Raw genomic sequence first — 24214 nt, 5'->3', positions numbered from 1 at the left:
AGATGCAGACACTAATAGTGGACGATGAACCTTTAGCTAGAGATGAATTAGCATATTTATTGGAACGCTGCGAAGGAATCACAACAATCATTGAAGCGGAATCTATTGAAGAAGCATTGGAGAAAATGCTGCAGTATGAAATTGATTTGATTTTCTTAGATATTCATTTGACTAGTGAAAGTGGATTAACGTTAGCAAATAAAATCAATCAATTAAAAAATCCTCCTATGATTATCTTTGCGACAGCTTATGATGAATATGCACTTAAAGCATTTGAGTTAAATGCAACGGACTATGTTTTAAAACCATTTGAATTGCCTCGAATTCAGTACGCTGTGCAAAAGGCCTGGGTTAGTTATCAAAAAGAACAAATTCATTTGCAAAAGAATAAGCCAGAATGTTTGAAGACGATTCCCATTCAAATGGATGAACGCATTTATATTGTTAAAATAGATGATATCATTGCAGTTGCTGTGGATAATGGCATCACAACTATTTATACAATTGAGAAAGATTACATTGCAAATGAACCTTTAAATGCCTATGAAGAAAAAGTAAAAGGACATGCCTTTTTGCGTGTGCATCGTTCTTATTTACTTAATGTGAAAGAAATTTTAGAAATACAACCGTGGTTTAACCACACCTTTCTTGTTACGATGAGTAATCAAGCTAAAATTCCTGTGAGCAGACATTATATGAAGCAATTTAAAGAAGAAGTTGGGTTGTAGTGCTCATTAATTGAATGAATTTGAGAACTGCAGGCGAGCATGTTAGCCTGCAGTTTTGCTATGTCAGCTTGAATTGAATCATAAGCCTCATTTTTTATAGTACAGTAGGGCTATTAAAAAAAGTGGTAACTTTTTATTTAATACTATAAGGAGGCAGAATAGCATGATTACATTGTTGGGTGGTATTGCGTTACTAATTTTAGGGTATTTTGTTTATGGAAAGTATATTGAAAAGAATTTTGGGATTGATCCAGATCGTACAACTCCTGCAGAAGCGTTAAGGGACGGATATGATTTTATTCCGATGTCTAAATCAAAAAATGCTATTATTCAATTATTAAATATTGCAGGAACGGGACCTATTTTTGGTCCTATAATGGGAGCGCTTTATGGACCAGTGGCTTATATTTGGATAATCGTGGGTTGTATTCTAGGAGGGGCAGTACATGACTATATGCTGGGTATGATTTCTTTACGAAATGACGGCGCCCATTTGCCAGAATTAGCCAGCAAATACTTAGGAAAACCAGTAAAACATGTCGTTAATATTTTTTCTATGCTGCTTTTGATGTTAGTAGGTACTGTTTTCGTTACTTCACCGGCTAACTTGATTGAAAGTATTACTCCCGATTGGTTAACATTAGGAGTAATTATTGGATTGATTTTTGTTTATTACCTAATCTCGACTATTTTGCCAATAGATAAAGCGATGGGAGCTGTTTACCCTTATTTTGGAGCAATTCTGATTATCAGTACACTAGCTATTGGATTAAGTTTAATTTTTGGTGGACATACTATTCCGAACTTAACACCAGGCACGATGCAAAATTTCAATCCAGAAGGTACACCAATTTTTCCTGCTTTGTTCTTTACCATTTCTTGTGGAGCTTTATCTGGTTTCCATGCTACACAAGCACCAATGGTTTCTAGAACATCTAAAAATGAAAAAGAAGGTCGCTTTACTTTTTATGGCATGATGATTGCTGAAGGTGTAATTGCGATGATATGGGCAGCAGCTTCTATGTCGTTATTTAACGGACAAACGCTCAGCCAAATGATCAATAATGGAACGCCTTCACTTGTAGTCAACCAAGTATCTTACATGCTACTAGGCAGTGTGTTTGGGACAGTTGCGATTATAGGAGTAATTGTGTTGCCGATTTCTTCAGGACTTTCTGCATTTAGAAGTTTACGGACAATAACAGCAGATTACTTGCATATTAAACAAGATACACTGAAAAAAGTATTGATGGTAACCATTCCTTTATATATTATTTCATTAATTCTAACGCAAGTTGATTTTAATATTTTATGGAGATATTTCAACTGGGCAAATCAAGTTACAGCAGTAATCTCTTTATTAGTCTCAACACGTTATTTGTATTTGAAAAATAAAAATTATTTTGTGACTCTTCTTCCCGGAATATTTATGCTCTATGCTTGTGTGGTTTATATATTTAGTGAACCAATTGGCTTGGGTATGGGTTTGAGCACATTAACGTATATCTTAAGTACAATCTTAACACTTGGTATAATAGCCCTTTATTGGGAAACAGGTAAAAAGCAAAAAAGAGATTTAGATCCATCAGATGAATTATTGAACGATCAATTGCCAATAGGAACATTTTCATCGCATAATCAATAAATAAAGTTAAAGGATAACAAAATGAAAAGAGCTAAACCTCCATTTTTAAGGAAATTTAGCTCTTTTTGATTCTAGTAACCATTACCAATGGATTTGTTAATAGTTTTGAATGGTGTCTATGCAATAGAAACTTTAACATTTGATAATAGTTTCATACGTTCATCATAAAATTTTGCGTAAGTGGTCCATTTGTAAGGCGTTAACCAGATATAAGGTATACCAAATGTAAATAATGCTAAAATATCCCAAAGAAGGAAAGATAGATCCATTATAAACCAATCCATCTTGAAGCCCTCCATTAATTCTTCACTTTTAGAAAGAGCTTCTTTATAACTTAGATCATCGTTGTCTATCAATATATAGGTAACAAGAGTGTAAGAGTAACTTTTATATATACCAGGTATGATTAAGAAAAGTGACCAAAATAAGATAGAAATTTCTCTTAGCCACATAGTTAAAATATAACGTTTACCGTGTGTTTTAAAAATTTCTATTATATCTTTTTGAAAAGAGAAAGGTTCGTTTCGATTAAATTTTAAAATCCCTATATCAATGAATGGGTGAAAAGAAGAAACAAGAATACCGATAAATAGTGAAACCAAAAAAAATTTAAGTAGACTTAAGTCGTCAATTTCTTGGAGTGCACTATGTATGTTAATTAGGATTGGAATACTGGTTATTAATACTATCACCAAAAAGTTTTGTTTCAAGGTTCCTCGTGCAAATTTTTTTATATATTTTCTGTCCAAATAAAGTTCCTCTTTTCTCTATTTTTAAAAACATGTTTTCCTTTTTTTAGTTTACCAAAACGCACAAATAAATAAAAAAACAGTTTTTATTTATTTGTGCGTTTTCTACGATCGACTTAAATGATAATGTTTTTTTATGTTTATATATACACTAAATAGAAAATAAGTATAACAGGTATAGGTTGGAATTCATGAAAAAATACTATATTGATAAAAAATGAGCAAATAAATTAATCTAAAATGTGGAAAATTAATTAACTCTGCCAATACGATTATAAACTAAATATATTAGCATTGGGTAATTATCATTATAAGTATATTATCCTATTAAAATAAAGGTTTATCAACACTGTTTTTAAAATAAAATAACATTTGAATTTATTTTAAAATAAATAGCATGTTTTTTAAAAGACAAAAAAGTAAAAATAAGCATTGAAATAATTTTTAGTTTGTGATAAATTTAACTAGTAAAGAATATTAGTGAATTATTTAACAATGTTATACATGTTGATTAATTATTCATATAGTAAACATAAGAAAGGTTGAGTTTAATGGAAGAAAGAGTAAAATATACTGGTAAAGATTATTTGAACAAAGTATTAGGAGGAACAGCATCTGGAATCGTTATTGGGCTAATTGCCAATGCGATATTGGGGTCCATCTTTAAAGCACTTATTCCTTATGGTTCTATATTTGTATTGTTATCAAGTGTAGTGACAATTATGCAATTTATTACACCAGCTATTATTGGAGTTCTCGTAGCCATGCAATTTAAAATGAATGGAATGGAAAGTGTAATTGTTGGTGCAGCAGCCTTCTTAGGATCAGGTGCTTATAAAGTTACCGAAGCTGGTGTTCAACTGGTTGGTATTGGAGACTTGATTAACGTTATGCTAGTTTCCGCTATAGCAGTTTTTGTTACGCGGTTGTTGCAAGGTCGCTTAGGTTCATTGACCTTGATTCTTATGCCAATTATCGTTGGTGCTGGTGTAGGAACGATTGGTCTGATCATATTGCCATATGTGGGCATCATTACTTCTTCAATTGGAGAACTGATCAATAGTTTTACAACTCTACAACCTTTATTGATGGTAATCTTAATTTCTGTAGCATTCTCAATTTTAATTATCTCACCAATTTCAACAGTAGCAATTGGAATTGCAATAGGTGTTGCTGGATTAGGAGCTGGGGCTGCTGCGGTAGGTGTGACAGCTTGTACAGCAATTTTAGTCATTGGTTCTTTGAGAATTAATCAATCTGGAACAACCTTGGCGATCTTACTTGGTGCTATGAAAATGATGATTCCTAATTTGATCAAATATCCAAAAATAATGATACCAGTAGTTATAAATGCAGTTATCTCAGGTATTGGAGTATATGTGTTAACGATTCATGGAACTCCGCAAACGGCTGGGTTTGGAATTGTAGGATTAGTTGGACCTATTCAAGCCTTTAACATGGGAACTGGTTTACTTAATGTTATGTTAGCTTACTTTGTAATACCTTTTGTTGGAGGATTTATTATCGATATGGTGTGTAGTAAATTCTTACACATCTATGAAGATGAGATCTTTAAATTTATCCCTGCTTCAAATTAATTAACTAATAGATAACGAAAAAATGGAGGAATAATAAAATGAAGATAGCAATTGCAGGTTCAGGAGCTTTAGGATGCGGATTTGGATACATGATGAAAAAAGATGGAAATGACGTTACATTAATCGATTTTTGGGATGACCATATTAATGCTATCAAAGAAAACGGTTTGTCCATTACAGTAAATGGAAAAGAAGATAATGTCATTATCCCAATAGGGAAGCCAGAAGAAATCAAAGATACATTTGATACAGTCTTTATTTTTACTAAATCAATGGGATTAAGACAGATGTTAGAAAAAATCAAACATATGCTGACAGAAGATACAAAAGTTGTGTGTTTGTTAAATGGACTAGGTCATGCGAAAACTATTTCAGAATATATTCCTCAAAAAAATATTATTATGGGAACAACCTTGTGGACTGGTGGAATAGATGCTCCAGGTAAAACTCACTTTATGGGAGAAGGTCCAGTTGAAGTTCAAAACAGTGATGAAAATGAAGAAGAAGGTACGCGTGAAGTTGTAAAAATGATGGCAGATTGTGGATTGAATGGAGTATACAGTCAAAATGTTAACTTTACAACTTGGAGAAAAGCTTGTGTGAATGGGACGATGAATGCTCTTTGTTCATTGTTAGATTGCAATATCAAAGAACTATTCGAAACTTCCCAAATTGACCAATTAAATAAAAAAATTGTCAGTGAATTTTCTCGTGTAGCCGAAACTGAAGGCGTTCATATAGATGTTGAAGAAACTGTGAATTATTTAAAAGGGACAGCTGAAAAAGTGGGCGAACATTATCCTTCTATGCACCAAGATTTAAAGAACAAGCGTCTAACTGAAATCGACTTCTTAAATGGAGAAGTTGCAAAACAAGCTGAAGCTAAAGGATTTGAAGCACCATATAGTCAATTGATTACTCAATTAATTCACGCAAAAGAAGATATCTTGGGAATCAAACGTTAAAAATATCTCTTAAAACAGGTTCGAAGTAAAAACTTTGAACCTGTTTTTTTGTTGAAAAAGTTCTTCTCATGAACATTTTTATTAAACAATGTGAATTCAAAAAAAATTTCTTTGAAATAACAAAAAAGTATGCGTATAATCAATTGAAATGATTGGAAACGTTTTTTTACATAAGGAGGATATCAATGGATACTTTGAAATTTCATGAAATGACATTAACATGGATGGATGGTGGAATCACTTCTATGGATGGAGGAGCGATGTTTGGTGTAGTGCCTAAACCATTATGGTCACGAAAATACCCGGTCAATGAAAATAATCAAATTGAGTTGCCAACGGATTCGATCTTAATCCAATATCAGAATAAGAATTACTTGATTGATGCTGGAGTAGGACATGGAAAGTTGTCAGACAAACAACGACGCAATTATGGGGTTGTGGAAGAGACAAAGATAGAAAAGAGCTTAGCAGAATTAGGAATGACAGTGGCTGATATCAACGTAGTATTGATGACACATTTACATTTTGACCATGCCGGCGGATTAACACATTCGGAAAATGAGGAGCTCGTTTCTACTTTTCCAAATGCAGATATTTACGTTAATGAGATTGAATGGGATGAGATGAGAAATCCAAATATTCGCTCCAAAAGCACGTATTGGAAAGAAAATTGGGAGCCAGTTCAAGATCAAATCATTACGTATCAGGAATCGCTTGAAGTAGTGTCAGGAATTGAGATGATCCACACTGGAGGACACAGTGAAGGCCATGCATTAATCAAACTAACACAAAATGGTGAAACATTATTGCATATGGCTGATATCATGCCAACACATGCACATCAAAATCCTTTATGGGTCTTGGCTTACGATGATTATCCAATGACGTCTATATTCAGTAAAGAAAAATGGATGAAAGAAGCTTATGAAAACCATTATAAATTTATTTTTTACCACGATGCGTATTATCGTATGATTGTATGGGATGAGACTGGAAAAAATGTAGTAGATTCATTGAAGCGAAGTAAACAAGCATATATTACCTTTAACTAAAACAATCAACACTATTTAAAAGCTGATTTTAAGAATCTGTTTTTAGGTAGTGTTTTTATTTTTGTCATTTATTTTAAAAAACATCAACAACATTTTGAAAAAAAGCAATAACTATAGGTTTGGAGAATGACGTTAAGTTCTTCTTATACCTTCTATAATTTATGGTAAGTAGACTAAAATTTGAAAATGGCCTAAATTAAGCATTGTAAGCGGTTGAAAAAATAAAACCTAATAAAAATTAAAAATAATTAAGGGGCGATTAAAATGATGAACACAAAGACAATGGAAAGACCAGTTGATTTAGCTACTTTTTACCCATCAGATCTTTATGAGTATTCAAGCGCATTAACAGATGGAGAATTAACAGTTTTAAAAGAATTACGTGAGGCTCTTGAAATAAATTTACGTCCTGTACTAAGCGAGTATTGGGAAAAAGCAGAATTTCCTTTTGAAGCTTTTGAAAAAATCGGAAAAGTAAGAATGATGGATAATCCATTGTTATTTGAAGGTCGTGAAAGTACACGTAAACCAAGCGAATTATACAATGTTTTTAGATATTTTGAGTTAGCTAAACTAGATGCTTCTATCGCAACATTCTACACGGTTCATGGCGGATTATTCTACGCAACTTTGTTACAAGGTGGAAATGATGAACAAATCGAACGTTGGGCTGAAAAAACAGCTTCTTATGAAATTCAAGGTTGCTTTGCTTTAACCGAACCGGAACACGGTTCAGACATTGCTGGCGGACTAGCAACTACTGCACGTAAAGAAGGCGATACTTGGATCATCAACGGAGAAAAACGTTGGATCGGTGGAGCTGGATCAGCGGACGAAATAGCTGTATTTGCTCGTGATGAAGCGGATGGAAAAGTTAAAGCCTTCATGGTTCCTGGTAAAGCTGAAGGGGTACATGTTCAAAAAATCGAAGGGAAAATTTCACTTCGTATGACACAAAACGGACATATTACATTAACGGATGTAAAAGTTGGAGAAGATCGTAGATTGCAAAATGTGAATTCATTTAAAGATGTAGCCGGTATTTTACGTATTACACGAGCAGATATCTCGCATTTGGCGACAGGATTGACAGCAGGGGCATTTGAAGCCGCTTTACGTTACGTCAAACAACGTGAACAATTTGGTAAAAATTTAGGTTCATTCCAATTGGTTCAAGAAAAATTGTCTATCATGCAAGCAAATGTAACTGCTAATTTAAGTTTCTCTGTACGCTTAGCTCAAATGCAAGAAGAGGGCAATTATCGTGAAGTAAATTCTTCAATGGCAAAAATGCATAATGCTTTACGCATGCGGGAGACTGTTGCATTGGCTCGCGAAGTAGTCGGCGGAAATGGGATTACACTGGAAACGGATGTTGCTCGATTCTTTGCAGATGCAGAAGCTATTTACTCATACGAAGGAACACATGAAATCAATGCTTTAATTGTTGGAAGATATTTGACAGGTGTAGGTGCTTTTGTTTAAACGTTATTAAAAACTCAGAAAACGGGATCAATAATCCTTGTTTTCTGAGTTTTTTTGTCTACTTTTGCATAAACATCTTTAACCATGGTATTCTATACATAGGTATAATTATTTCTTATGACATAAACTGGTCCCAAAAGGAATAATCAAAAGAAAAAGGGGAATAACAGGAATTGGATATTACACAATTGAATTATTTTATCAACATTGTTGAATGCGGTTGCAATTTATCGTTAGCTGCAAAAAAAATTCATATCTCGCAGTCAGCTTTAAGCCAAATGATCACTAATTTTGAAAAAGATGAAGAATTAAGTCTTTTTTATCGTAAAAATGGAAGATTAGAAGAAATGACGCCAAGTGGCATTAAGTTATACCGGTATGCTTTAGATATTTTGAAAATGCATGATGAAATGAAAAATATGATTCGTAAAGAATCATCCAAACAAAAAGGAACGATTCGTTTAGGTGTACCTTCTTTGATTTTACGTGTTTTCTTTTCCAACTTCTTCTCTAAATTCATCGTAGAAAACCCAGAAATTAAAATAGAGATTGTAGAAGATGGCTGTAATGAGTTGAGAAGGATGTTTTTGCAAAAAGATTTAGATTATGTCGTATTGATAGAACCAACGAATCTTGATCCGAAAGCTTATGAAGAACATGTGATTCAAATTGATGAATTAACAGCTTTTATGTCAGCAACTCATGATTTAAGCAAGAAGAATAAAATTAATTGGACAGAAATTGATGATTACCCAATTGCTACATTTAATGAATCATTTGTGACCAACGATTTAGTTAAACGAACATTTAAGGAACAAAATTCAAATGCAGAAATCATTTTTACTTCTTCTTCGTGGGATTTTTTAATTGAAACAACTCGTTACTCAGATACAATTGCTATCTTACCTTCACCTATTGGTCGCTATTTAAACAGCGAGGATTATGTGGAGAAATCATTTAAGAACCCGATTCCTTTTAATGTTCTATTGTGTCGTCCTATAAAAACTAATTATTCAGTTGTTGAAACAAAGTTACATGAATCTGTTTTAAGTTATTTTTACTGATTCATGAAATAAACATTGCAAATTAGTTTGAAATTGTGCAAAAAATTTCTTTACTCAAATACGAAAGACCCGATGTTTTTATCCGGTTCTTTCGTTTTTTTGTTTTTTTATGAACACCCTTTCACAAAGGTATTAACAAAACTTATTGAATCTGTAATATATACTTGTTAGACGTTTAGGCTCAATCCATTTATTATGATGATGTAAACGCTTCATATGAACTTGAAGACTTAATAAAAACATGGAAATTATTTGGAGGGAATTTTAATGACAGAAGCAGTAATCGTAACAGCATTAAGAACACCAGTTGGATCATTTGGAGGAGCTTTTAAAGATGTATCAGCCGTTGATCTAGGAGCTGCTGTTGTAAAAAGAGCAATTGACAGTATTGGATTAGATCCAGCAATAATTGATGAAATGATATTTGGAAACGTTTTAAGTGCAGGTTTAGGTCAAAATGTTGCTAGACAAGTAGCTATAAAAGCTGGGATCCCAAAACATGTTCCATCTTTTGCTATCAATAAAGTATGTGGATCGGGATTAAAAACGGTTGCTTTAGCAGCACAATCAATTCTTTCAGGAGACAATGAAATTGTTATTGCTGGTGGAACCGAAAGTATGAGTCAAGCACCATACGTATTGCCTGATGCACGATGGGGTAAACGAATGGGTAATGGTCAAATGATTGATACAATGTTGAAGGATGGTTTAACGGATGCCTTTACCGATATTCATATGGGCATAACAGCTGAAAATATTGTTGGAAAATATCAATTTACTCGTGAGCAACAAGACGAATTAGCGGTTCGCAGTCAAAATAATGCTGAGAAGGCTGTAACCTCTGGCCGATTCAAAGAAGAAATCGTTCCAATCGAAGTACCTCAACGCAGAGGAGAACCTAAAGTAGTCGATACAGATGAACACCCACGTTTTGGTACAACAAATGAATCAATGGCGAAATTAAAACCCGCTTTCAAAAAAGATGGTTCAGTAACTGCAGGAAATGCCTCAGGATTGAACGATGGTGCAGCAGTCTTGATCGTTATGAGCCGTGAAAAAGCAGATGAATTAGGATTGAAACCTCTAGCTACAATCAAGTCATATGCAAGTGCAGGTGTAGATCCAAAAATCATGGGATGTGGTCCAATTCCAGCTACTCAAAAAGCATTGAAAAAAGCTGGTTTAACAGTAGAAGATATAGATTTGATCGAAGCAAATGAAGCTTTTGCAGCACAAGCATTAAGTGTCATAACAGATTTAAAATTCAACACTGATATTGTTAACGTCAATGGTGGTGCTATTGCTTTAGGACATCCAGTCGGAGCTAGCGGTGCTCGTATCTTAGTCACTTTACTTCACGAAATGGAAAAACGCGATTCAAAACGTGGATTAGCAACGTTATGTATTGGCGGAGGACAAGGAATGTCACTAATCGTTGAACGTTAAGAAATAAAAAATGTATGGCTAGTAGAAAATTTAAAAAGGAGTATCCAAACATGATGAATGAAACAATGAACCATTTGATTAGTCGAGTAGCTGATTTTTCTAAAACAGTCATACGACCAAATGCTTCTGAATACGATAAAACAGAAGCATTTCCTGAAGAACAACTAAATCAATTAAGTGATATGGGCGTTTTAAGGATGCCGTTTGATCGATTGCATGGGGGACTTGGGGGATCATTTAAAGATTTGTTGGAAGTCATTCGGATCGTATCAAGAGATTGTGCGTCAACAGCTAGTATTTTACTGACTCAAACATCTATGAGCCTTTGGCCAATCTATCAGTATGGCACTGAACGACAAAAACAGATGCATCTGCCTGCTATGCTGAGTGGAGAAACCTTTGGTGCATTTGGACTAAATGAGTTAGGGATGGGCAATGATCTTGAAAATATGGAAACTCTTGCAGTTGAAAAAGAAAATCATTGGGAACTAAGTGGAGCTAAAGCATTTGTTTCAAATGCAGGAAAAGCAAACGCTTATTTAATAGGAAGTAAGACCATAGCTAAAGATGGAACAAGTGGATACGGTATCTTTATTATAACAGCTGAAATGCGTGGGCTTATTATAGGAAATAGAGAAGAAAAGATGGGCATACGTGCTCTTCCGGTGGCTTCACTTGAATTTGATCAGATATGTGTTTCAAAAGAAAATTTATTGGGTGGTAGCTGTAATGGAGAAGAGCAATGCCAATCTATCAGCGATCATATGCGACTGTCCATTGCCGCTCAAGCAATAGGAATCGCTGAAGGATCTTTTGAACGAGCGTTAAACTATGTTAGTCAAGATCGTAAGTTTGGGCAACGACTGATCGATCTACGCAACACACAATTTAAACTCGCTGAAATGTATACAGAATTACAAGCTGCGGCTGCACTGTTGGATCAAGTAGCGAAAAACGATCAACTTGATTCAATAATGGTCGCTATGGTTAAATTGAAAGCTGCAAATACTAGTATCGAAATGACTGAAATGGCCATTCAAGTAACTGGCGGTTACGGATACATGCGGAACAACGATATCGAACGTTACGTCAGAGATGCTAAGTTAACAGCCTTTTATGGTGGCAATTTAGAAACACAAAAAGATACAATTGCAAAAAAATGGATCAACTGATCACAAGGAAAAGGACTAGTTACTTATTTAGAGGAGTGAGATGATGGAAATCAAAAAAGTTATGGTGATCGGATCAGGACAAATGGGCAGTGGTATTGCGCAAGTTATGGCACAAGCTGGATATGATGTTATCTTGAACGATATAAAAGAAGAATTTGTGCAACGAGGATTCACTAAGATTGAAAAAGGATTAACTCGTGAAGTTGAAAAAGGGCGTAAAACAGAAGCCGAAAAAGAACGTATTTTAGCTCATTTTACACTTTCAACAGATATTCAAGATGCAAATGAAGCACAATTAGTCATTGAAGCAGCGACAGAAAATAAAAAAATCAAATTGTCTATTTTTAAAGAACTAGATGAAATTACAGATAAAGAAACGATTTTAGCAAGCAATACGTCTTCTCTTTCGATTACAGAAATTGCTGCAGCGACAAATCGTCCTGAAAAAGTTATTGGATTGCACTTCTTTAATCCGGTTCCTGTTATGAAATTAGTAGAGATCAATCGAGGTTTGGCAACAGATGATGAAACAACAGCCACTATTAAAGCGCTGAGCGAGAAAATCGGAAAAATTACGATTGATATTAAAGATTCGCCAGGGTTTGCCGTTAATCGTATTTTGATACCAATGATCAATGAAGCTATTTTTACGGTGCATGAAGGCATAGCAACACTTGAAGAAATCGACGAAGCAATGAAACTAGGTGCAAATCACCCAATGGGTCCAATTGCTTTAGCAGATTATATCGGATTGGATGTTTGTTTAGCTATTATGGAAGTTTTGTACACAGGATTTAATGATTCCAAATACCGTCCTTGTCCGTTGTTGAAAAAATATGTAGAAGCTGGCTGGCTAGGTAGAAAAACCGGTAAAGGGTTTTATGATTATGCTTCATAAGGAGAGGACAACGAAATGACAGAATATAATACACTTACTTTAGAAAAAGCAGAAGGAATCGCCACTTTAAAAATCAATCGACCTAAAATGTTAAACGCATTAAGTCAAGAAGTCTTAGAAGAAGTGTCTGTTGCACTTGATGAAGTGGAGAAAGATGGTGCGATTCGCGTGCTAATCGTGACCGGTTCAGGTACTAAAGCGTTTGTAGCAGGTGCGGATATCAAAGAAATGAAAGAAAAAAATGCAGTTGAGGGAACAATTTTTTCTTCCTTAGGGAATGCGGTTTTTTCAAAATTGGAACAATTACGTCAGCCTACTATCGCTGCCGTTAATGGATTTGCTTTAGGCGGAGGATGTGAACTTGCTTTAGCTTGCGACATTCGAATCGGCGCTGAAAATGCAAAATTTGGACAACCTGAAGTAGGGTTGGGAATCATCCCTGGATTTGGCGGAACCCAACGCTTGCCACGCCTTGTTGGAACTGGGAAAGCTAAAGAATTGATTTACACAGGAGCAAATGTCGCAGCCGAAGAAGCTTATCGAATTGGTTTACTGAATAAAGTAGTAGCAGTTGAAGACTTGCTAGAAGAAACAAAAGCGATGGCTGAAAAAATAATCAAAAATTCGCCATTAGGTGTAGAAGGCAGTAAAAAAACAATCAATCAAGGCATGCAAATGAGTATACAGCAAGGATTAGCATTGGAATCTGAAGTTTTTGGAGCTTTATTTGCTACTGAAGATCAAAAAGAGGGTATGACTGCTTATGTTGAAAAGCGTAATGCACAATTTGAAAATAAATAAAAGAAAATCATTCATCTGATTGGGGGATTTTAGACATGTTAAAATTATACGAGAAAATGTATGAAAAGAAAAAAACAACAGCACAAGAAGCGGTACAATTGGTCGAACCAGGTGATGGGATCATTTTCCCCATCATGCCAGGTGAACCTCCAGCATTATTGGAAGCGTTACCTAGCAATGGGACGTTAAAAGGAAATACTTTATACCGTATGCTGCCAAGCTTTCCGACAGTGGATATCTCGCCATCTAAGCTAAAACAAGTATCAATATTTTTATCAGGTATGGACAGAAAAGGGTTTAATCAAGGTAACATTGATTTACTGCCAAATCACTTTTCGGATATCCCGGCATTGCTAAAAAAACGTACGGATCGTCCAGTAATCATGGCGACAGTATCGTCAATGGATGAAGACGGTAACTTCTCTTTAGGAACAAGTCCTTCCTATGTTGCTTCATTGATTGAAGATGCAAAAACCATCATTCTTGAAGTCAACAAGAACATGCCACGTACATTTGGTGCCAAAAACACCATTCATATCAGTGAAGTCGCCGCATTAGTTGAACACGATTTTGAATTGCCAACTTTACCTAGCCCTAAATTAAGCGAAAAAGACTTGGCTATCGGCAAAATAATTGCTGAAACGGTGAAAGATGGAGATACGGTTCAAATTGGTTTTGGTTCAATGCCAAATGCTGTAATGGATTACTTGATGGATAAACGCAATTTAGGTGTTCATAGTGAAATGCTTCCAGATAAAATTGTGGAACTCTATGCAAAAGGCGTAGTCAACAATAAATATAAAACTACTTATCCAACAAAAACAGTTTCTACGTTCGCGATTGGCTCAAAACAATTATATGAATTTATGAATAACAACAGAGATATATTAATGTTGCCATGTGATATGACGAATGATATTCGTGAAATTGCTAAAATTGATAATTTAAAAGCCATCAATTCGACAGTTGAAGTTGACTTTTTAGGACAATGCAATTCAGAAACGGTGAAAGGTTCGTATTATTCATCTACAGGTGGGCAAGCTGACTTTACTAAAGGAGTTAGACTAGCTAAAAATGGTTGTGGAATCATCTGTTTGTATTCGACTGCTAAACATGACACTATCTCTACAATTGTACCTGAATTAGCTTTAGGATCAGCTGTATCAACTTCTAAAAATGATATCGATACAATTGTAACGGAGTATGGAAAAGCTGAATTAATTGGGAAAACTGTACAAGAAAGAGCAGAAGCCTTGATTGAAGTAGCACATCCTAATTTCCGTGAAGAATTGCGTCAAAGAGCAATTGAAAGACACTTCATTGTGGAAGAAGTGAATGTAAGAGAAGAAACGATGTCTCTTATGGAAGGCTAAGTATAATAGAGAAAGAACATTCTTAAGGTTCAATTTTGAACGCTAAGAATGTCCTTTTTTAATTATCGATTTAATTTAGTGCTTTCGCGTAGAATTAAATCTGTCGATAAGGTTACTTTTTTTGCGACCGTTCTTTCGGTAGTCAATTTATCTAACCATAGATCAAAACCGGTTTCGCCCATTAATTCGGTATAGACTTTTACTGTACTTAACGTGGGGTAGATGTATTTAGCTACGCTTATATCGTTGAATCCGATAAGGCTAACTCGTTCTGGAACTGAGATGCCTGCTTCTTGTAAAGCCCTCAAACAACCGATTGCCATGGAGTCATTCGAAATAAAAAAGGCATCTGGTAAATCGTCTTTTAAGGTTTCAATGGCTTTTTTCATCAGCTCTTGACCAGATGCGACATTAAAAGAACCTGTGAACACATGGTTTTCCTTGTATATTCCAGCTTGTTTCATGTAATTCTCAAAAATCGTCGTTCGTTTATCAATAATCGGTTTAGATCGATCGCCAAAATTTTCTTGTCCAGCGATCAAACCAATGTTTTTGTAATCGTTTGTACAAAAGTAATCCATAACAGAATTTACTGCTTGCTCAAAATCGATGACAACCGAATCTAATTTATGATGGAGTTGATCAAAATCAACAAAACAAATATTTTCTGTCCATGAAGTGAGTTTATTTACTTGAGAATCGCTAAATTTTCCAATCGCTATGATGCCTTCGATAGATGAATTCATTTCAAAATCTGTATTTTGAAAAATACGAACAATCTCATAGTTCATTTCTTCTGCTCTTTTTTCTACACCTAAACGGATAGACAAGTAATAGAGATCATCTAGCTCCTCTTTTTCTGTGTACCATTGAACGATGGCTAATTTGCCTTGTTTGTTTGCTTTTTTCTTTTGGTATTTTGTATATTCCAGCGCTTCAGCAACTTCAAACACTCGTTTTTTTGTTTCGTCGCCTACTGATAATGTCTCGTCATAATTGAGTACACGAGATACGGTTGCGCTTGAAACACCTGCTTGTTCGGCAATGTCTTTAATTGTTGCCATGTTCTCACCACTTTCTTTTCCATTCCATTTATTTATTATAGCATTGTATCAAAGTGGTAAGTTGTTTCAGCTTGAAAAATGTCAGTTGGTTGAAGGATGATATTTCCGAAATTTACTTGGTTGATCGCGTCCGGTAGTTGTTGAGTTTCTAAAGTGATACCTGCATAGTGTTCAATTAATGTTCCTTCTTTTGTATGTTTTCCATCTAATGAGTCCGTCGCATAAATGACAACGGCGTCTTGATCTGTAAACATCTGTACGCGTCTGCCACTAATTGGGTCATACAAAACAGCTTCCGGTTTTTGGGATTGGTGTTCAAGAATAAATGGATGATCATATCCAGATACTAATTTATTTTGAGGATGTGAACTCTCAAACCCTTTGTTTATTGTGTCTGCTGTTGTGAAATCGAACGGTGTTTTATTGACAGGCAACAAGTTTCCGGTCGGAATAGAATCCTCTCTGAGTTCAGCGAACAGATTACTCGTTAAGGTTAATTGATGCTGTTTGATTGTGTGCGTTGGGTTACCTGTTAAATTAAAGTAGACGTGATTAGTCGGATTAAACAAGGTGGCTTCATCAGTTGTGGCATGATAATTGACTTTCCAATCGTTTGATTCCGTCAATGTATACGTCACTTGTATTGCTAAGTTGCCAGGATACCCATTTTCATTGTTGAGACTCTTGTATGAGAAAATCAATTGAGCTTCATTTTCAGTGGAATTAGTTTTTACTGTCCAAATTTTTGTATCCAAACTATTTTCTCCGCCATGCAAATGATTGCCTTTTTCATTTGTTTCGAGTTGGTAGTTTTTTCCTTCCAATGTAAACTTACCTTTATCAATCCTTCCGGCAACTCTTCCAACTGTTGCACCATAAAAAGGGCGATGAGATACGTACTCATCTACCATATCATAGCCGAGTACGATGTTCTGTAAAAGGCCATTTTTATCAGGCACTCGAATAGCTGTTACTGCCGCGCCATAGGTCATAGCTGATAAGGAGACACCATGACGATTCGTCAAAGTATATTCCTGAATGATCTGTCCTGACAGTTCTCCAAAATCTTTAATTGAAATTTTCAATTTTTTCTCCTCCTTTTGAATGAGCAAAACTATTTATAAATCGTTTGAAAGCAGCTTTTCCTTCAGAATTCTGTTTATACACTCCGGCGTCTTCTAATACTCTCAGAAAAATAGATCCAACAGCATCTTCGATGATTTTTCCAACCGTTTCTTTTGTGATTTTTTTTGTTCTTTTTAATTCATTTGCCCATTTTTGATGAGAGATATCTAATTGATGAGGTTCATCTAATAAGAAATGTTCAACTTCAGCAAGTTCTTTTTTCAGTCTTGGTGGCAAGATAGCTAAGCCCATTACTTCGATCAGCCCGATATTTTCTTTTTTAATATGCTGAACATCAGGATGAGGATGAAAAATCCCTTCAGGATACTGTTGCGATGTACGATTATTGCGCAACACCAAATCTAATTCATATTTTCCTTCTTTATATCTTGCAATAGGCGTAATCGTATTATGGAGTTCTCCATTTGTTTGGGCTAAAATATCCGCTGCTTCATCTGAGTATAAACGCCATTGATCTAAAATAAGAGTGGCTGCTTCAACTAATTCAGTTTGATCAGAACTTCTTAGACGGATGACGGACATTGGCCATTTGACAATCCCGGCTTCTACAGAAGGATAATCTGTTAATGCAAAAGGAAAGTCTATACGTGCTTCTGCCATAGCAAAAGTGTGTCGGCCACCTTGGTAATGGTCATGAGATAGAATGGAACCTCCTACTATTGGCAAATCAGCATTGGACCCCACAAAGTAATTTGGAAATTGTTCAACTATACTCAAAAGTTTTGTGAAAGTAGCTTTTTCTAACTTCATAGGTTTATGTTCTTGTGATAAAAAAATACAGTGCTCTTCATAATAAGCGTAAGGGGAATACTGTAGACCCCAGTTCTCATTAATTAAAGGTAAACGGATGATGCGATGGTTACTTCTGGCAGGATGGTTTAGATGTCCTTCGTAACCTTCATTTTCCATACATAAAAGACAAGTAGGGTATCCAAAGGAGGCAGGAGCTGTTTTAGCTAAAGCAATCTGCTTAGGATCCTTTTCTGGTTTTGATAAATTGATCGTAATCTCTAAATCACCAAAAACAGTAGATTTGATAAATTTGATATTCTTCTCAATTGCCCTTGTCTTAATGTAATCATTTTCTTGACTGAGATGGTAAAAATAAGTTGTAGCAGCTTCAGGACTTCCTTGATAAAACTCCCAAAATGTTCGGTTTACTTCAGAAGGTAGGGGAGTAATAAGGTTCATTATCTTTGCGGATAGAATATCACTTTCAGCTTCATTATTTCCAATTATTTTTTCTTGAACAGCGTAATCGACTAAAGAGTCCATTGTTTCCAAACGATTTGGCAATGGCGTAGAAGCTTTTATTTCTGAATCTAAAGCTTGTTTTCCAAGCAAGGAGAGCAATTGATTTTGTTTAAGAAGAACATCTAACGGATGAATTTCTTGATTTTGATAACCGATTTGAATGAAATCGGTTATTGATTGATCGATCATATACATTCATCCTTTCTAATTGTGTATGTCTGCATAGCCATGAGGAGAGTTTGTATGCCAATTCCAAGCTGATGCTATGATATCATTTATATCTGTATATTGAGGCTTCCAGCCTAAAATAGTTTTTGCTTTCTCACTTGAAGCAATCAATGTGCTAGGGTCTCCAACTCGACGTGCAGCTACTATTGCAGGAATCTCTCTTTCAGTAACTTCACGTGCTGTGTTCAGTATTTCTTTTACCGAAAAACCGGTACTGCTGCCTAAATTAAATATATTGCTTTGTTTTTCTGACTTTAAATACTCCAATGCTAGAATATGCGCTTCTACTAAATCGACGACATGAACATAATCTCGGATACAAGTACCGTCTGGTGTAGCATAATCGTCTCCAAAAATAGTTAATTCTTCTCTTTGACCTAAAGCTGTTTGTAAAATAAGAGGTACCAAATGTGACTCAGGCGAATGATCTTCACCAATGCTGCCATCTAATTTTGCTCCAGCTACATTAAAGTACCGTAAAGCTACAAATTTCATATCGTAAGCTTTGTCACACCATTTCAATATCTTTTCCATCATCAACTTCGTTTCTCCATATGGACTTTCAGGATTTGTATCTGCAGTTTCCTTAATTGGGACTTCTTTTGGCTCACCGTAAGTAGCAGCTGAAGAAGAGAAGACAATTGATTTAACAGCGAATTTCTGCATGGTTTCTAAAGTTACTTGAGTACCATAAACATTATTATTAAAGTATTGTAGAGGTTGCTGCATTGATTCTCCTACTAAAGAATTCGCTGCAAAGTGAATAACTCCTTCAATCGATTCTTTTTCAAAAACAGATTCCATAAAGGATTTGTCACGAATGTCTCCTTGGTAAAATCGGGCTTTTTTATGAATCGCATCTCGGTGTCCAGTTTGTAAATTGTCGATTACTGCTACTTCATATTGTTGTTCAATTAATTGATCAACAGCATGGGAACCGATATAACCAGCTCCTCCTAATACTAAGACGGTCATACTGATTCCTCCTCAAGCAATTTAGGGCCATCACTAATTTGAGCGATATAAAACTCGCCAGGGTAGCCAATTTGACTTAAATATTGTTTTCCAACTTGGTCAATAAAATCATCTATCTTATCATTTTCAACGATTGCGATGGCACATCCGCCAAATCCTGCACCCGTCATTCGTGCACCTAAAATTCCTGGTTGATCCCAAGCAGCTTGAACTATTGCGTCCAATTCTGGTCCAGTCACTTCATAATCATCTCTCAAGGAAATATGTGATTCATTCATTAATTGGCCAAACTCTTCCAGATTTCCAGCCTTTAAAGCTACGGCTGCTTTGAGTGTCCTCTGGTTCTCAGTTACGGCATGTCGTGCTCTTTTTAGAATAGTTTCATTTGAAAGAATAGATTGATGCTCAGCAAATGTTTGTTCATCCAACGCACCTAATGAAGAAACAGTAAGAACTTTTTGCAATTCTGCTAATGCTTGATCGCATTCGCTGCGTCGTTCATTGTATTTAGAATCAGCTAACTCACGTCTTTTTTTAGTGTTCATGATAACAATTGAATGCTTTTCTAACACAACTGGAATCAATTCGTATTCTAAAGTATTGCAATCTAGTAAAATAGCTGTATCTTTTTCACCTTTACCTACTGCAAATTGATCCATAATACCTGAATTAACCCCGATAAACTCGTTTTCCACTCGTTGTCCAGTTTTAATCAACTCTAATCGATCAATGTCTAAATCAAATAGCGTTTGTACTATAAATCCTGTCAGTAATTCAATCGAAGCAGAAGAGGAAAGACCAGCTCCGTTTGGAATATTGCCGTAATAAAGGATATCCAATCCTTGGTTGATAGCATAACCTGACTCTTTTAAGAATTTAATCATTCCTTTAGGATAATTTGTCCATTTATCTGCTTGATTGTATTCTAAGCTATCTAAATCAATCGAAATAACTCCTAATTCAGAAAAGTTTTCAGAATAAAAATTAATAATCTGATCTTCTCTTTTTGAGGCTAAACCATATGTTCCTAAAGTAATTGCGCAAGGAAAAACATTGCCACCGTTGTAATCAGTGTGTTCTCCAATTAAGTTAATTCTTCCTGGAGAGAAAAACGCTTTCATATCTGTTTGTCCAAAAAGTTCGTTGAATCTTTTTTTCAGTTTAGTTAAATTCATTTTTTATTTCCTCCCTATTAATGTTTGGTTACCCTTAGTTTAAATAGTTTAGTAAATAAACGCAAGTAAAATTTAGTAAAAGTATTAAAAGAATAAAAATTATCGTTTTGAAATGTAATAAAAAAACTGCCACAGGGAAAAACTGAGACAGGTTTAAAAATTATTCAGAAAGTTGTTGGAAAAAATCTTTAACAGCTTTCCAATTCTCAACACGATTGAGGAAGTTTATCTTTTTATTGTGGTGTGCTGTAAAAAGTAATCCCGTTCCTGAAAAGTTGTTAAAGTGACCGATATTATCATCAATTAAGTAATCAGCATGTATGATGCTTTTATTGCCACAAAAAACAATATTTTCTTTTTGGATAGAAGGGAAGTGAGTTTGAAGCCAATAAAATTTATCATCAAAACTATTTGGAAAGTCCATAGCGGCAGTAGTAATGAAAATTTCATGCTCTTGCATTAAGTCGCTTATCACATGTTGAGCATTCTCAATTACAGGTAAATCTTTAAAGAAACCTTTAGTATTTCGTATATAACGCATAATCTTATCAGTCTCTGGGTAAAGCTCACTGACATACTGTCCATTTAAATCGCTAATGGTTAGCTCAGCTTCATAGAGCTCGTTGTATACCTTTAAATCATTGCTATAAAAATCTGCGATGACTTCATCCGTATCAATTGCAATTCTTGCCATAATTTTTAGCTGCCCCCTAATAGATATAGTTTTTCCATTTTTTAATATTGATCTTTAAATGAAGAGAGCTCTATTTTGTAATAGTTCCACTTTTTATAACTGACGACCACTTCTGCAACAGTTCCATCTTGTAAAACAGTTTTCTTTTCTTGTCTGATAGTAGGTTCGTTAGTTGTCATTTGTAATAATTCTGCAACCCAATCATCTGTTGGGAAGCAAATTTCGTTGGTTTCTTTTGATTCCTCATCGTACATGTAAATGTCAAAGTCGCTTTTAAAACGATTATAAATAGAATCATAATAGTTAAGACTAGGAATGTCCTTTTTAATAAATTGACTAGGAATATAAGAAAGATGCAATAAAAATGGGTCTTCATTAACTTTTCTTAATCGAACAATTTCAAAATAGTCTTCTTTTTTTCGTAGCTGTAATTCTTTTCTCTTCTCTTCATTATGTTGAATTTCTAAACTTAAAACCTCAACCGATTCTGGTTCACCAGCGTAAATTTCAATGTCTGAAAATTCTACAAGTTTCCGTTTACGGGAGCGAGAAACATATGTGCCTTTTCCTTGGAAACGTATGAGATAACCATCGTTAACTAATTCTTGAACTGCTCTAATAACAGTGATTGAACTAACATTATAAAGTTTAACTAATTCCGCTTCACTGTAAAAGCGATCGCCATGTTTAAACTCACCAACTTCAATTTTTTTGAGCAAATCATCTTTAATCTGTTGATACTTTGGGATTTTCATTCCATTCTCCTTTATATACCATTTGCTTAATATACTAACTTAAAAAAAGTGATTTTACCATTTATTTCTTTTTTAGTAAATATTTTCTATTTTTACTAAAATAAAGATTGACAGGCACTAACTTAGTATATTAATATATTAAGTGTAAACGCTTTACAAGGAGGTAGTCAAATGAATACATTTGAAATAAAAGAAGATTTTTTACTAAACGGTGAGCCATTCAAGATAACATCTGGTGCTGTTCACTATTTCCGAGTTCTTCCTGAGGACTGGTATCATTCATTATATAATTTAAAAGCTCTTGGCTTTAATACAGTCGAAACGTATATTCCTTGGAATGTACACGAGCCGAAAGAAGGAGAATATCAATTTTCTGGTCAGTGGGATATAAAAAAATTTGTCCAACTAGCAGAGGAGTTAGGTTTATTCGTTATTCTTCGCCCATCACCTTATATTTGTGCAGAATGGGAATTCGGTGGATTGCCAGCATGGCTACTAACGTATAAAGATATGCTTATACGTTCTTCTGATCCAGTATTTATTGAAAAAGTTTCTCGCTACTATAAAGAGCTTCTTAAACAAATTACGCCTCTTCAGGTGGATCATGGTGGTCCAGTCATTATGATGCAGTTAGAAAATGAATACGGTTCATATGGTGAAGATAAAGAATATTTGAGAACGCTTTATGAGTTGATGTTGAAACTAGGCGTAACCATTCCTATTTTTACTTCAGACGGAGCATGGAGAGCTACGCAAGAAGCCGGAACGATGACGGATCTAGATATTCTGACTACAGGAAATTTCGGTTCTCGTTCAAAAGAAAACTTTAAGGAATTAAAAGAATTTCATGAATCAAAAGGGAAAAAATGGCCTTTGATGTGTATGGAGTATTGGGATGGTTGGTTTAATCGGTGGAATGACCCAATTATAAAAAGAGATGCCCTAGAGTTAACTCAGGATGTAAAGGAAGCTTTAGAGATTGGTAGCTTAAATCTTTATATGTTCCATGGAGGAACGAACTTTGGCTTTATGAATGGTTGTTCAGCACGATTACGAAAAGATCTTCCGCAAGTCACGTCATATGATTATGACGCACCTTTAAATGAACAAGGTAATCCAACTGAAAAATATTTTGCTTTAAAAAATATGATGCAAGAAAGTTTTCCGGATATTGAACAACACCCTCCATTGGTGAAAGATAGTATGAGCATTACGAATATTCAGGTTGGTGGAAAGGTAAGTCTACTCTCTATTGTTGATCGGATCGCTAAAAAACAAGAATCTAGATATCCAAAAACAATGGAAGAACTAGGACAACAATATGGGTATACACTATATAGAAGTTATGTGAAAAAAGATAGTGATGAAGAATTTTATCGTGTAATAGATGGCAGCGACCGTCTTCATTTTTTCCTTAACGAAGAAAAAATAGCTACACAGTACCAAGAAGAGATTGGAGAAAAGATATACGCTTCACCTATCTCTGGTTCTAATCAGCTTGATGTACTAGTAGAAAATATGGGACGTGTCAATTATGGACACAAGCTATTGGCTGATACACAACAAAAAGGGATTCGAAGAGGGGTCATGTCTGATTTACACTTTATCACCAATTGGGAGCAATACAGCTTAGATTTTTCAGAACCGTTGTCTATTGACTTTGATAAGGAATGGAAAGAGAATTCTCCATCGTTTTACCAGTATAAAGTGACTATTGATGCACCAGAAGATACATTTATTAATATGGAGTTGTTTGGCAAAGGAATCGTTCTAGTAAATGGGTTTAACATTGGACGATTTTGGAATGTAGGGCCAACTCTATCACTATATGCTCCAATGTCTCTCTTTAGAAAGGGAGAAAACGAAATTATTGTTTTTGAAACAGAAGGAATCTGGTCAAAATCAATAAGTTTAGAAAAGGAACCAAAATTTAAAAAATAGACTAAG

General features: G+C 34.9%; 21 protein-coding genes. 13 read left to right on the top strand and 8 right to left on the bottom strand.

Going from position 1 to position 24214, the window contains the following annotated elements; all coding sequences use genetic code 11:
* Nucleotides 1-2 precede the first annotated feature (2 nt).
* Nucleotides 3-728: a LytTR family transcriptional regulator DNA-binding domain-containing protein gene (locus tag CAR_RS10915; protein WP_041556639.1), complete on the top strand. Its 726-nt coding sequence runs from the start codon at nucleotides 3-5 to the stop codon at nucleotides 726-728.
* 163 nt (nucleotides 729-891) lie between these two features.
* Nucleotides 892-2373 (top strand): carbon starvation CstA family protein, encoded by a 1482-nt coding sequence (locus CAR_RS10910; RefSeq protein ID WP_013711793.1) that lies wholly within the window; start codon nucleotides 892-894, stop codon nucleotides 2371-2373.
* Between the two features lie 116 nt (nucleotides 2374-2489).
* Here the strand turns inward: CAR_RS10910 and CAR_RS13275 are convergent, their stop codons facing one another.
* Nucleotides 2490-2825 (bottom strand): DUF975 family protein, encoded by a 336-nt coding sequence (locus tag CAR_RS13275; RefSeq protein WP_052303168.1) that lies wholly within the window; start codon nucleotides 2823-2825, stop codon nucleotides 2490-2492.
* An 848-nt stretch (nucleotides 2826-3673) separates the two neighbouring features.
* Between CAR_RS13275 and CAR_RS10900 the strand changes: the two genes are divergently transcribed.
* The 10 genes from CAR_RS10900 (at nucleotide 3674) to CAR_RS10855 (ending at nucleotide 14976) form a co-directional block, all read left to right on the top strand.
* On the top strand, nucleotides 3674-4720 hold the full coding sequence (locus CAR_RS10900; RefSeq protein WP_013711791.1) for a PTS transporter subunit IIC: 1047 nt from the start codon (nucleotides 3674-3676) through the stop codon (nucleotides 4718-4720).
* Nucleotides 4721-4758: 38 nt separating this feature from the next.
* Nucleotides 4759-5685: a 2-dehydropantoate 2-reductase gene (locus tag CAR_RS10895; protein ID WP_013711790.1), complete on the top strand. Its 927-nt coding sequence runs from the start codon at nucleotides 4759-4761 to the stop codon at nucleotides 5683-5685.
* A gap of 185 nt (nucleotides 5686-5870) precedes the next feature.
* On the top strand, nucleotides 5871-6737 hold the full coding sequence (locus CAR_RS10890) for a YtnP family quorum-quenching lactonase (RefSeq protein WP_013711789.1): 867 nt from the start codon (nucleotides 5871-5873) through the stop codon (nucleotides 6735-6737).
* A gap of 264 nt (nucleotides 6738-7001) precedes the next feature.
* Nucleotides 7002-8222, top strand: a complete 1221-nt coding sequence (fadE, locus tag CAR_RS10885) for an acyl-CoA dehydrogenase FadE (RefSeq protein WP_013711788.1) — start codon at nucleotides 7002-7004, stop codon at nucleotides 8220-8222.
* 173 nt (nucleotides 8223-8395) lie between these two features.
* Nucleotides 8396-9286: a LysR family transcriptional regulator gene (locus CAR_RS10880; RefSeq protein WP_013711787.1), complete on the top strand. Its 891-nt coding sequence runs from the start codon at nucleotides 8396-8398 to the stop codon at nucleotides 9284-9286.
* 267 nt (nucleotides 9287-9553) lie between these two features.
* Nucleotides 9554-10732, top strand: coding sequence for an acetyl-CoA C-acetyltransferase (locus CAR_RS10875; RefSeq protein WP_013711786.1), 1179 nt, complete (start codon nucleotides 9554-9556; stop codon nucleotides 10730-10732).
* Nucleotides 10733-10782: 50 nt separating this feature from the next.
* Nucleotides 10783-11904: an acyl-CoA dehydrogenase family protein gene (locus tag CAR_RS10870; protein WP_041556637.1), complete on the top strand. Its 1122-nt coding sequence runs from the start codon at nucleotides 10783-10785 to the stop codon at nucleotides 11902-11904.
* 43 nt (nucleotides 11905-11947) lie between these two features.
* Nucleotides 11948-12802 carry a 3-hydroxybutyryl-CoA dehydrogenase gene (locus CAR_RS10865; RefSeq protein ID WP_013711784.1) on the top strand — a complete coding sequence of 285 codons (855 nt, stop codon included), beginning with the start codon at nucleotides 11948-11950 and terminating at the stop codon, nucleotides 12800-12802.
* Nucleotides 12803-12817: 15 nt separating this feature from the next.
* Complete coding sequence (locus CAR_RS10860) at nucleotides 12818-13603, top strand: enoyl-CoA hydratase-related protein (RefSeq protein ID WP_013711783.1); 786 nt, start codon at nucleotides 12818-12820, stop codon at nucleotides 13601-13603.
* A gap of 35 nt (nucleotides 13604-13638) precedes the next feature.
* Nucleotides 13639-14976 carry an acetyl-CoA hydrolase/transferase family protein gene (locus tag CAR_RS10855; protein WP_052303147.1) on the top strand — a complete coding sequence of 446 codons (1338 nt, stop codon included), beginning with the start codon at nucleotides 13639-13641 and terminating at the stop codon, nucleotides 14974-14976.
* A gap of 62 nt (nucleotides 14977-15038) precedes the next feature.
* Here CAR_RS10855 and CAR_RS10850 read toward each other — a convergent pair whose 3' ends face one another.
* From CAR_RS10850 to CAR_RS10820, 7 genes are all read right to left on the bottom strand, one after another.
* On the bottom strand, nucleotides 15039-16040 hold the full coding sequence (locus CAR_RS10850; protein WP_013711781.1) for a LacI family DNA-binding transcriptional regulator: 1002 nt from the start codon (nucleotides 16038-16040) through the stop codon (nucleotides 15039-15041).
* Nucleotides 16041-16075: 35 nt separating this feature from the next.
* Entirely contained in the window at nucleotides 16076-17125 is a 1050-nt protein-coding gene (locus CAR_RS10845) for an aldose epimerase family protein (protein WP_041556635.1), read from the bottom strand.
* Nucleotides 17109-18629, bottom strand: coding sequence for a UDP-glucose--hexose-1-phosphate uridylyltransferase (galT, locus tag CAR_RS10840; protein WP_013711779.1), 1521 nt, complete (start codon nucleotides 18627-18629; stop codon nucleotides 17109-17111). Before galT ends, CAR_RS10845 begins: the two co-directional genes overlap by 17 nt.
* A 15-nt stretch (nucleotides 18630-18644) precedes the next feature.
* Entirely contained in the window at nucleotides 18645-19643 is a 999-nt protein-coding gene (gene galE / locus CAR_RS10835) for a UDP-glucose 4-epimerase GalE (protein WP_013711778.1), read from the bottom strand.
* Nucleotides 19640-20818, bottom strand: a complete 1179-nt coding sequence (locus CAR_RS10830; RefSeq protein ID WP_013711777.1) for a galactokinase — start codon at nucleotides 20816-20818, stop codon at nucleotides 19640-19642. Before CAR_RS10830 ends, galE begins: the two co-directional genes overlap by 4 nt.
* Before the next feature lie 160 nt (nucleotides 20819-20978).
* On the bottom strand, nucleotides 20979-21512 hold the full coding sequence (locus CAR_RS10825) for a 5' nucleotidase, NT5C type (RefSeq protein ID WP_013711776.1): 534 nt from the start codon (nucleotides 21510-21512) through the stop codon (nucleotides 20979-20981).
* 41 nt (nucleotides 21513-21553) lie between these two features.
* Nucleotides 21554-22267 carry a GntR family transcriptional regulator gene (locus tag CAR_RS10820; protein WP_013711775.1) on the bottom strand — a complete coding sequence of 238 codons (714 nt, stop codon included), beginning with the start codon at nucleotides 22265-22267 and terminating at the stop codon, nucleotides 21554-21556.
* A gap of 171 nt (nucleotides 22268-22438) precedes the next feature.
* Between CAR_RS10820 and CAR_RS10815 the strand changes: the two genes are divergently transcribed.
* Complete coding sequence (locus tag CAR_RS10815; protein WP_013711774.1) at nucleotides 22439-24208, top strand: glycoside hydrolase family 35 protein; 1770 nt, start codon at nucleotides 22439-22441, stop codon at nucleotides 24206-24208.
* Nucleotides 24209-24214 lie beyond the last annotated feature (6 nt).

It is taken from the genome of Carnobacterium sp. 17-4 (assembly GCF_000195575.1).
Classification (GTDB): domain Bacteria; phylum Bacillota; class Bacilli; order Lactobacillales; family Carnobacteriaceae; genus Carnobacterium_B.
This window is presented reverse-complemented; position numbering and strand designations above follow the sequence as displayed.

Bases quoted from the DNA above. Each gene is read 5' to 3' on its own strand.
- CAR_RS10915 (WP_041556639.1), top strand. From the start codon at position 3: ATGCAGACACTAATAGTGGACGATGAACCTTTAGCTAGAGATGAATTA.
- CAR_RS10910 (WP_013711793.1), top strand. From the start codon at position 892: ATGATTACATTGTTGGGTGGTATTGCGTTACTAATTTTAGGGTATTTT.
- CAR_RS13275 (WP_052303168.1), bottom strand. From the start codon at position 2,825: ATGTGGCTAAGAGAAATTTCTATCTTATTTTGGTCACTTTTCTTAATC.
- CAR_RS10900 (WP_013711791.1), top strand. From the start codon at position 3,674: ATGGAAGAAAGAGTAAAATATACTGGTAAAGATTATTTGAACAAAGTA.
- CAR_RS10895 (WP_013711790.1), top strand. From the start codon at position 4,759: ATGAAGATAGCAATTGCAGGTTCAGGAGCTTTAGGATGCGGATTTGGA.
- CAR_RS10890 (WP_013711789.1), top strand. From the start codon at position 5,871: ATGGATACTTTGAAATTTCATGAAATGACATTAACATGGATGGATGGT.
- fadE (WP_013711788.1), top strand. From the start codon at position 7,002: ATGATGAACACAAAGACAATGGAAAGACCAGTTGATTTAGCTACTTTT.
- CAR_RS10875 (WP_013711786.1), top strand. From the start codon at position 9,554: ATGACAGAAGCAGTAATCGTAACAGCATTAAGAACACCAGTTGGATCA.
- CAR_RS10870 (WP_041556637.1), top strand. From the start codon at position 10,783: ATGATGAATGAAACAATGAACCATTTGATTAGTCGAGTAGCTGATTTT.
- CAR_RS10865 (WP_013711784.1), top strand. From the start codon at position 11,948: ATGGAAATCAAAAAAGTTATGGTGATCGGATCAGGACAAATGGGCAGT.
- CAR_RS10860 (WP_013711783.1), top strand. From the start codon at position 12,818: ATGACAGAATATAATACACTTACTTTAGAAAAAGCAGAAGGAATCGCC.
- CAR_RS10855 (WP_052303147.1), top strand. From the start codon at position 13,639: ATGTTAAAATTATACGAGAAAATGTATGAAAAGAAAAAAACAACAGCA.
- CAR_RS10850 (WP_013711781.1), bottom strand. From the start codon at position 16,040: ATGGCAACAATTAAAGACATTGCCGAACAAGCAGGTGTTTCAAGCGCA.
- galT (WP_013711779.1), bottom strand. From the start codon at position 18,629: ATGATCGATCAATCAATAACCGATTTCATTCAAATCGGTTATCAAAAT.
- galE (WP_013711778.1), bottom strand. From the start codon at position 19,643: ATGACCGTCTTAGTATTAGGAGGAGCTGGTTATATCGGTTCCCATGCT.
- CAR_RS10830 (WP_013711777.1), bottom strand. From the start codon at position 20,818: ATGAATTTAACTAAACTGAAAAAAAGATTCAACGAACTTTTTGGACAA.
- CAR_RS10825 (WP_013711776.1), bottom strand. From the start codon at position 21,512: ATGGCAAGAATTGCAATTGATACGGATGAAGTCATCGCAGATTTTTAT.
- CAR_RS10820 (WP_013711775.1), bottom strand. From the start codon at position 22,267: ATGAAAATCCCAAAGTATCAACAGATTAAAGATGATTTGCTCAAAAAA.
- CAR_RS10815 (WP_013711774.1), top strand. From the start codon at position 22,439: ATGAATACATTTGAAATAAAAGAAGATTTTTTACTAAACGGTGAGCCA.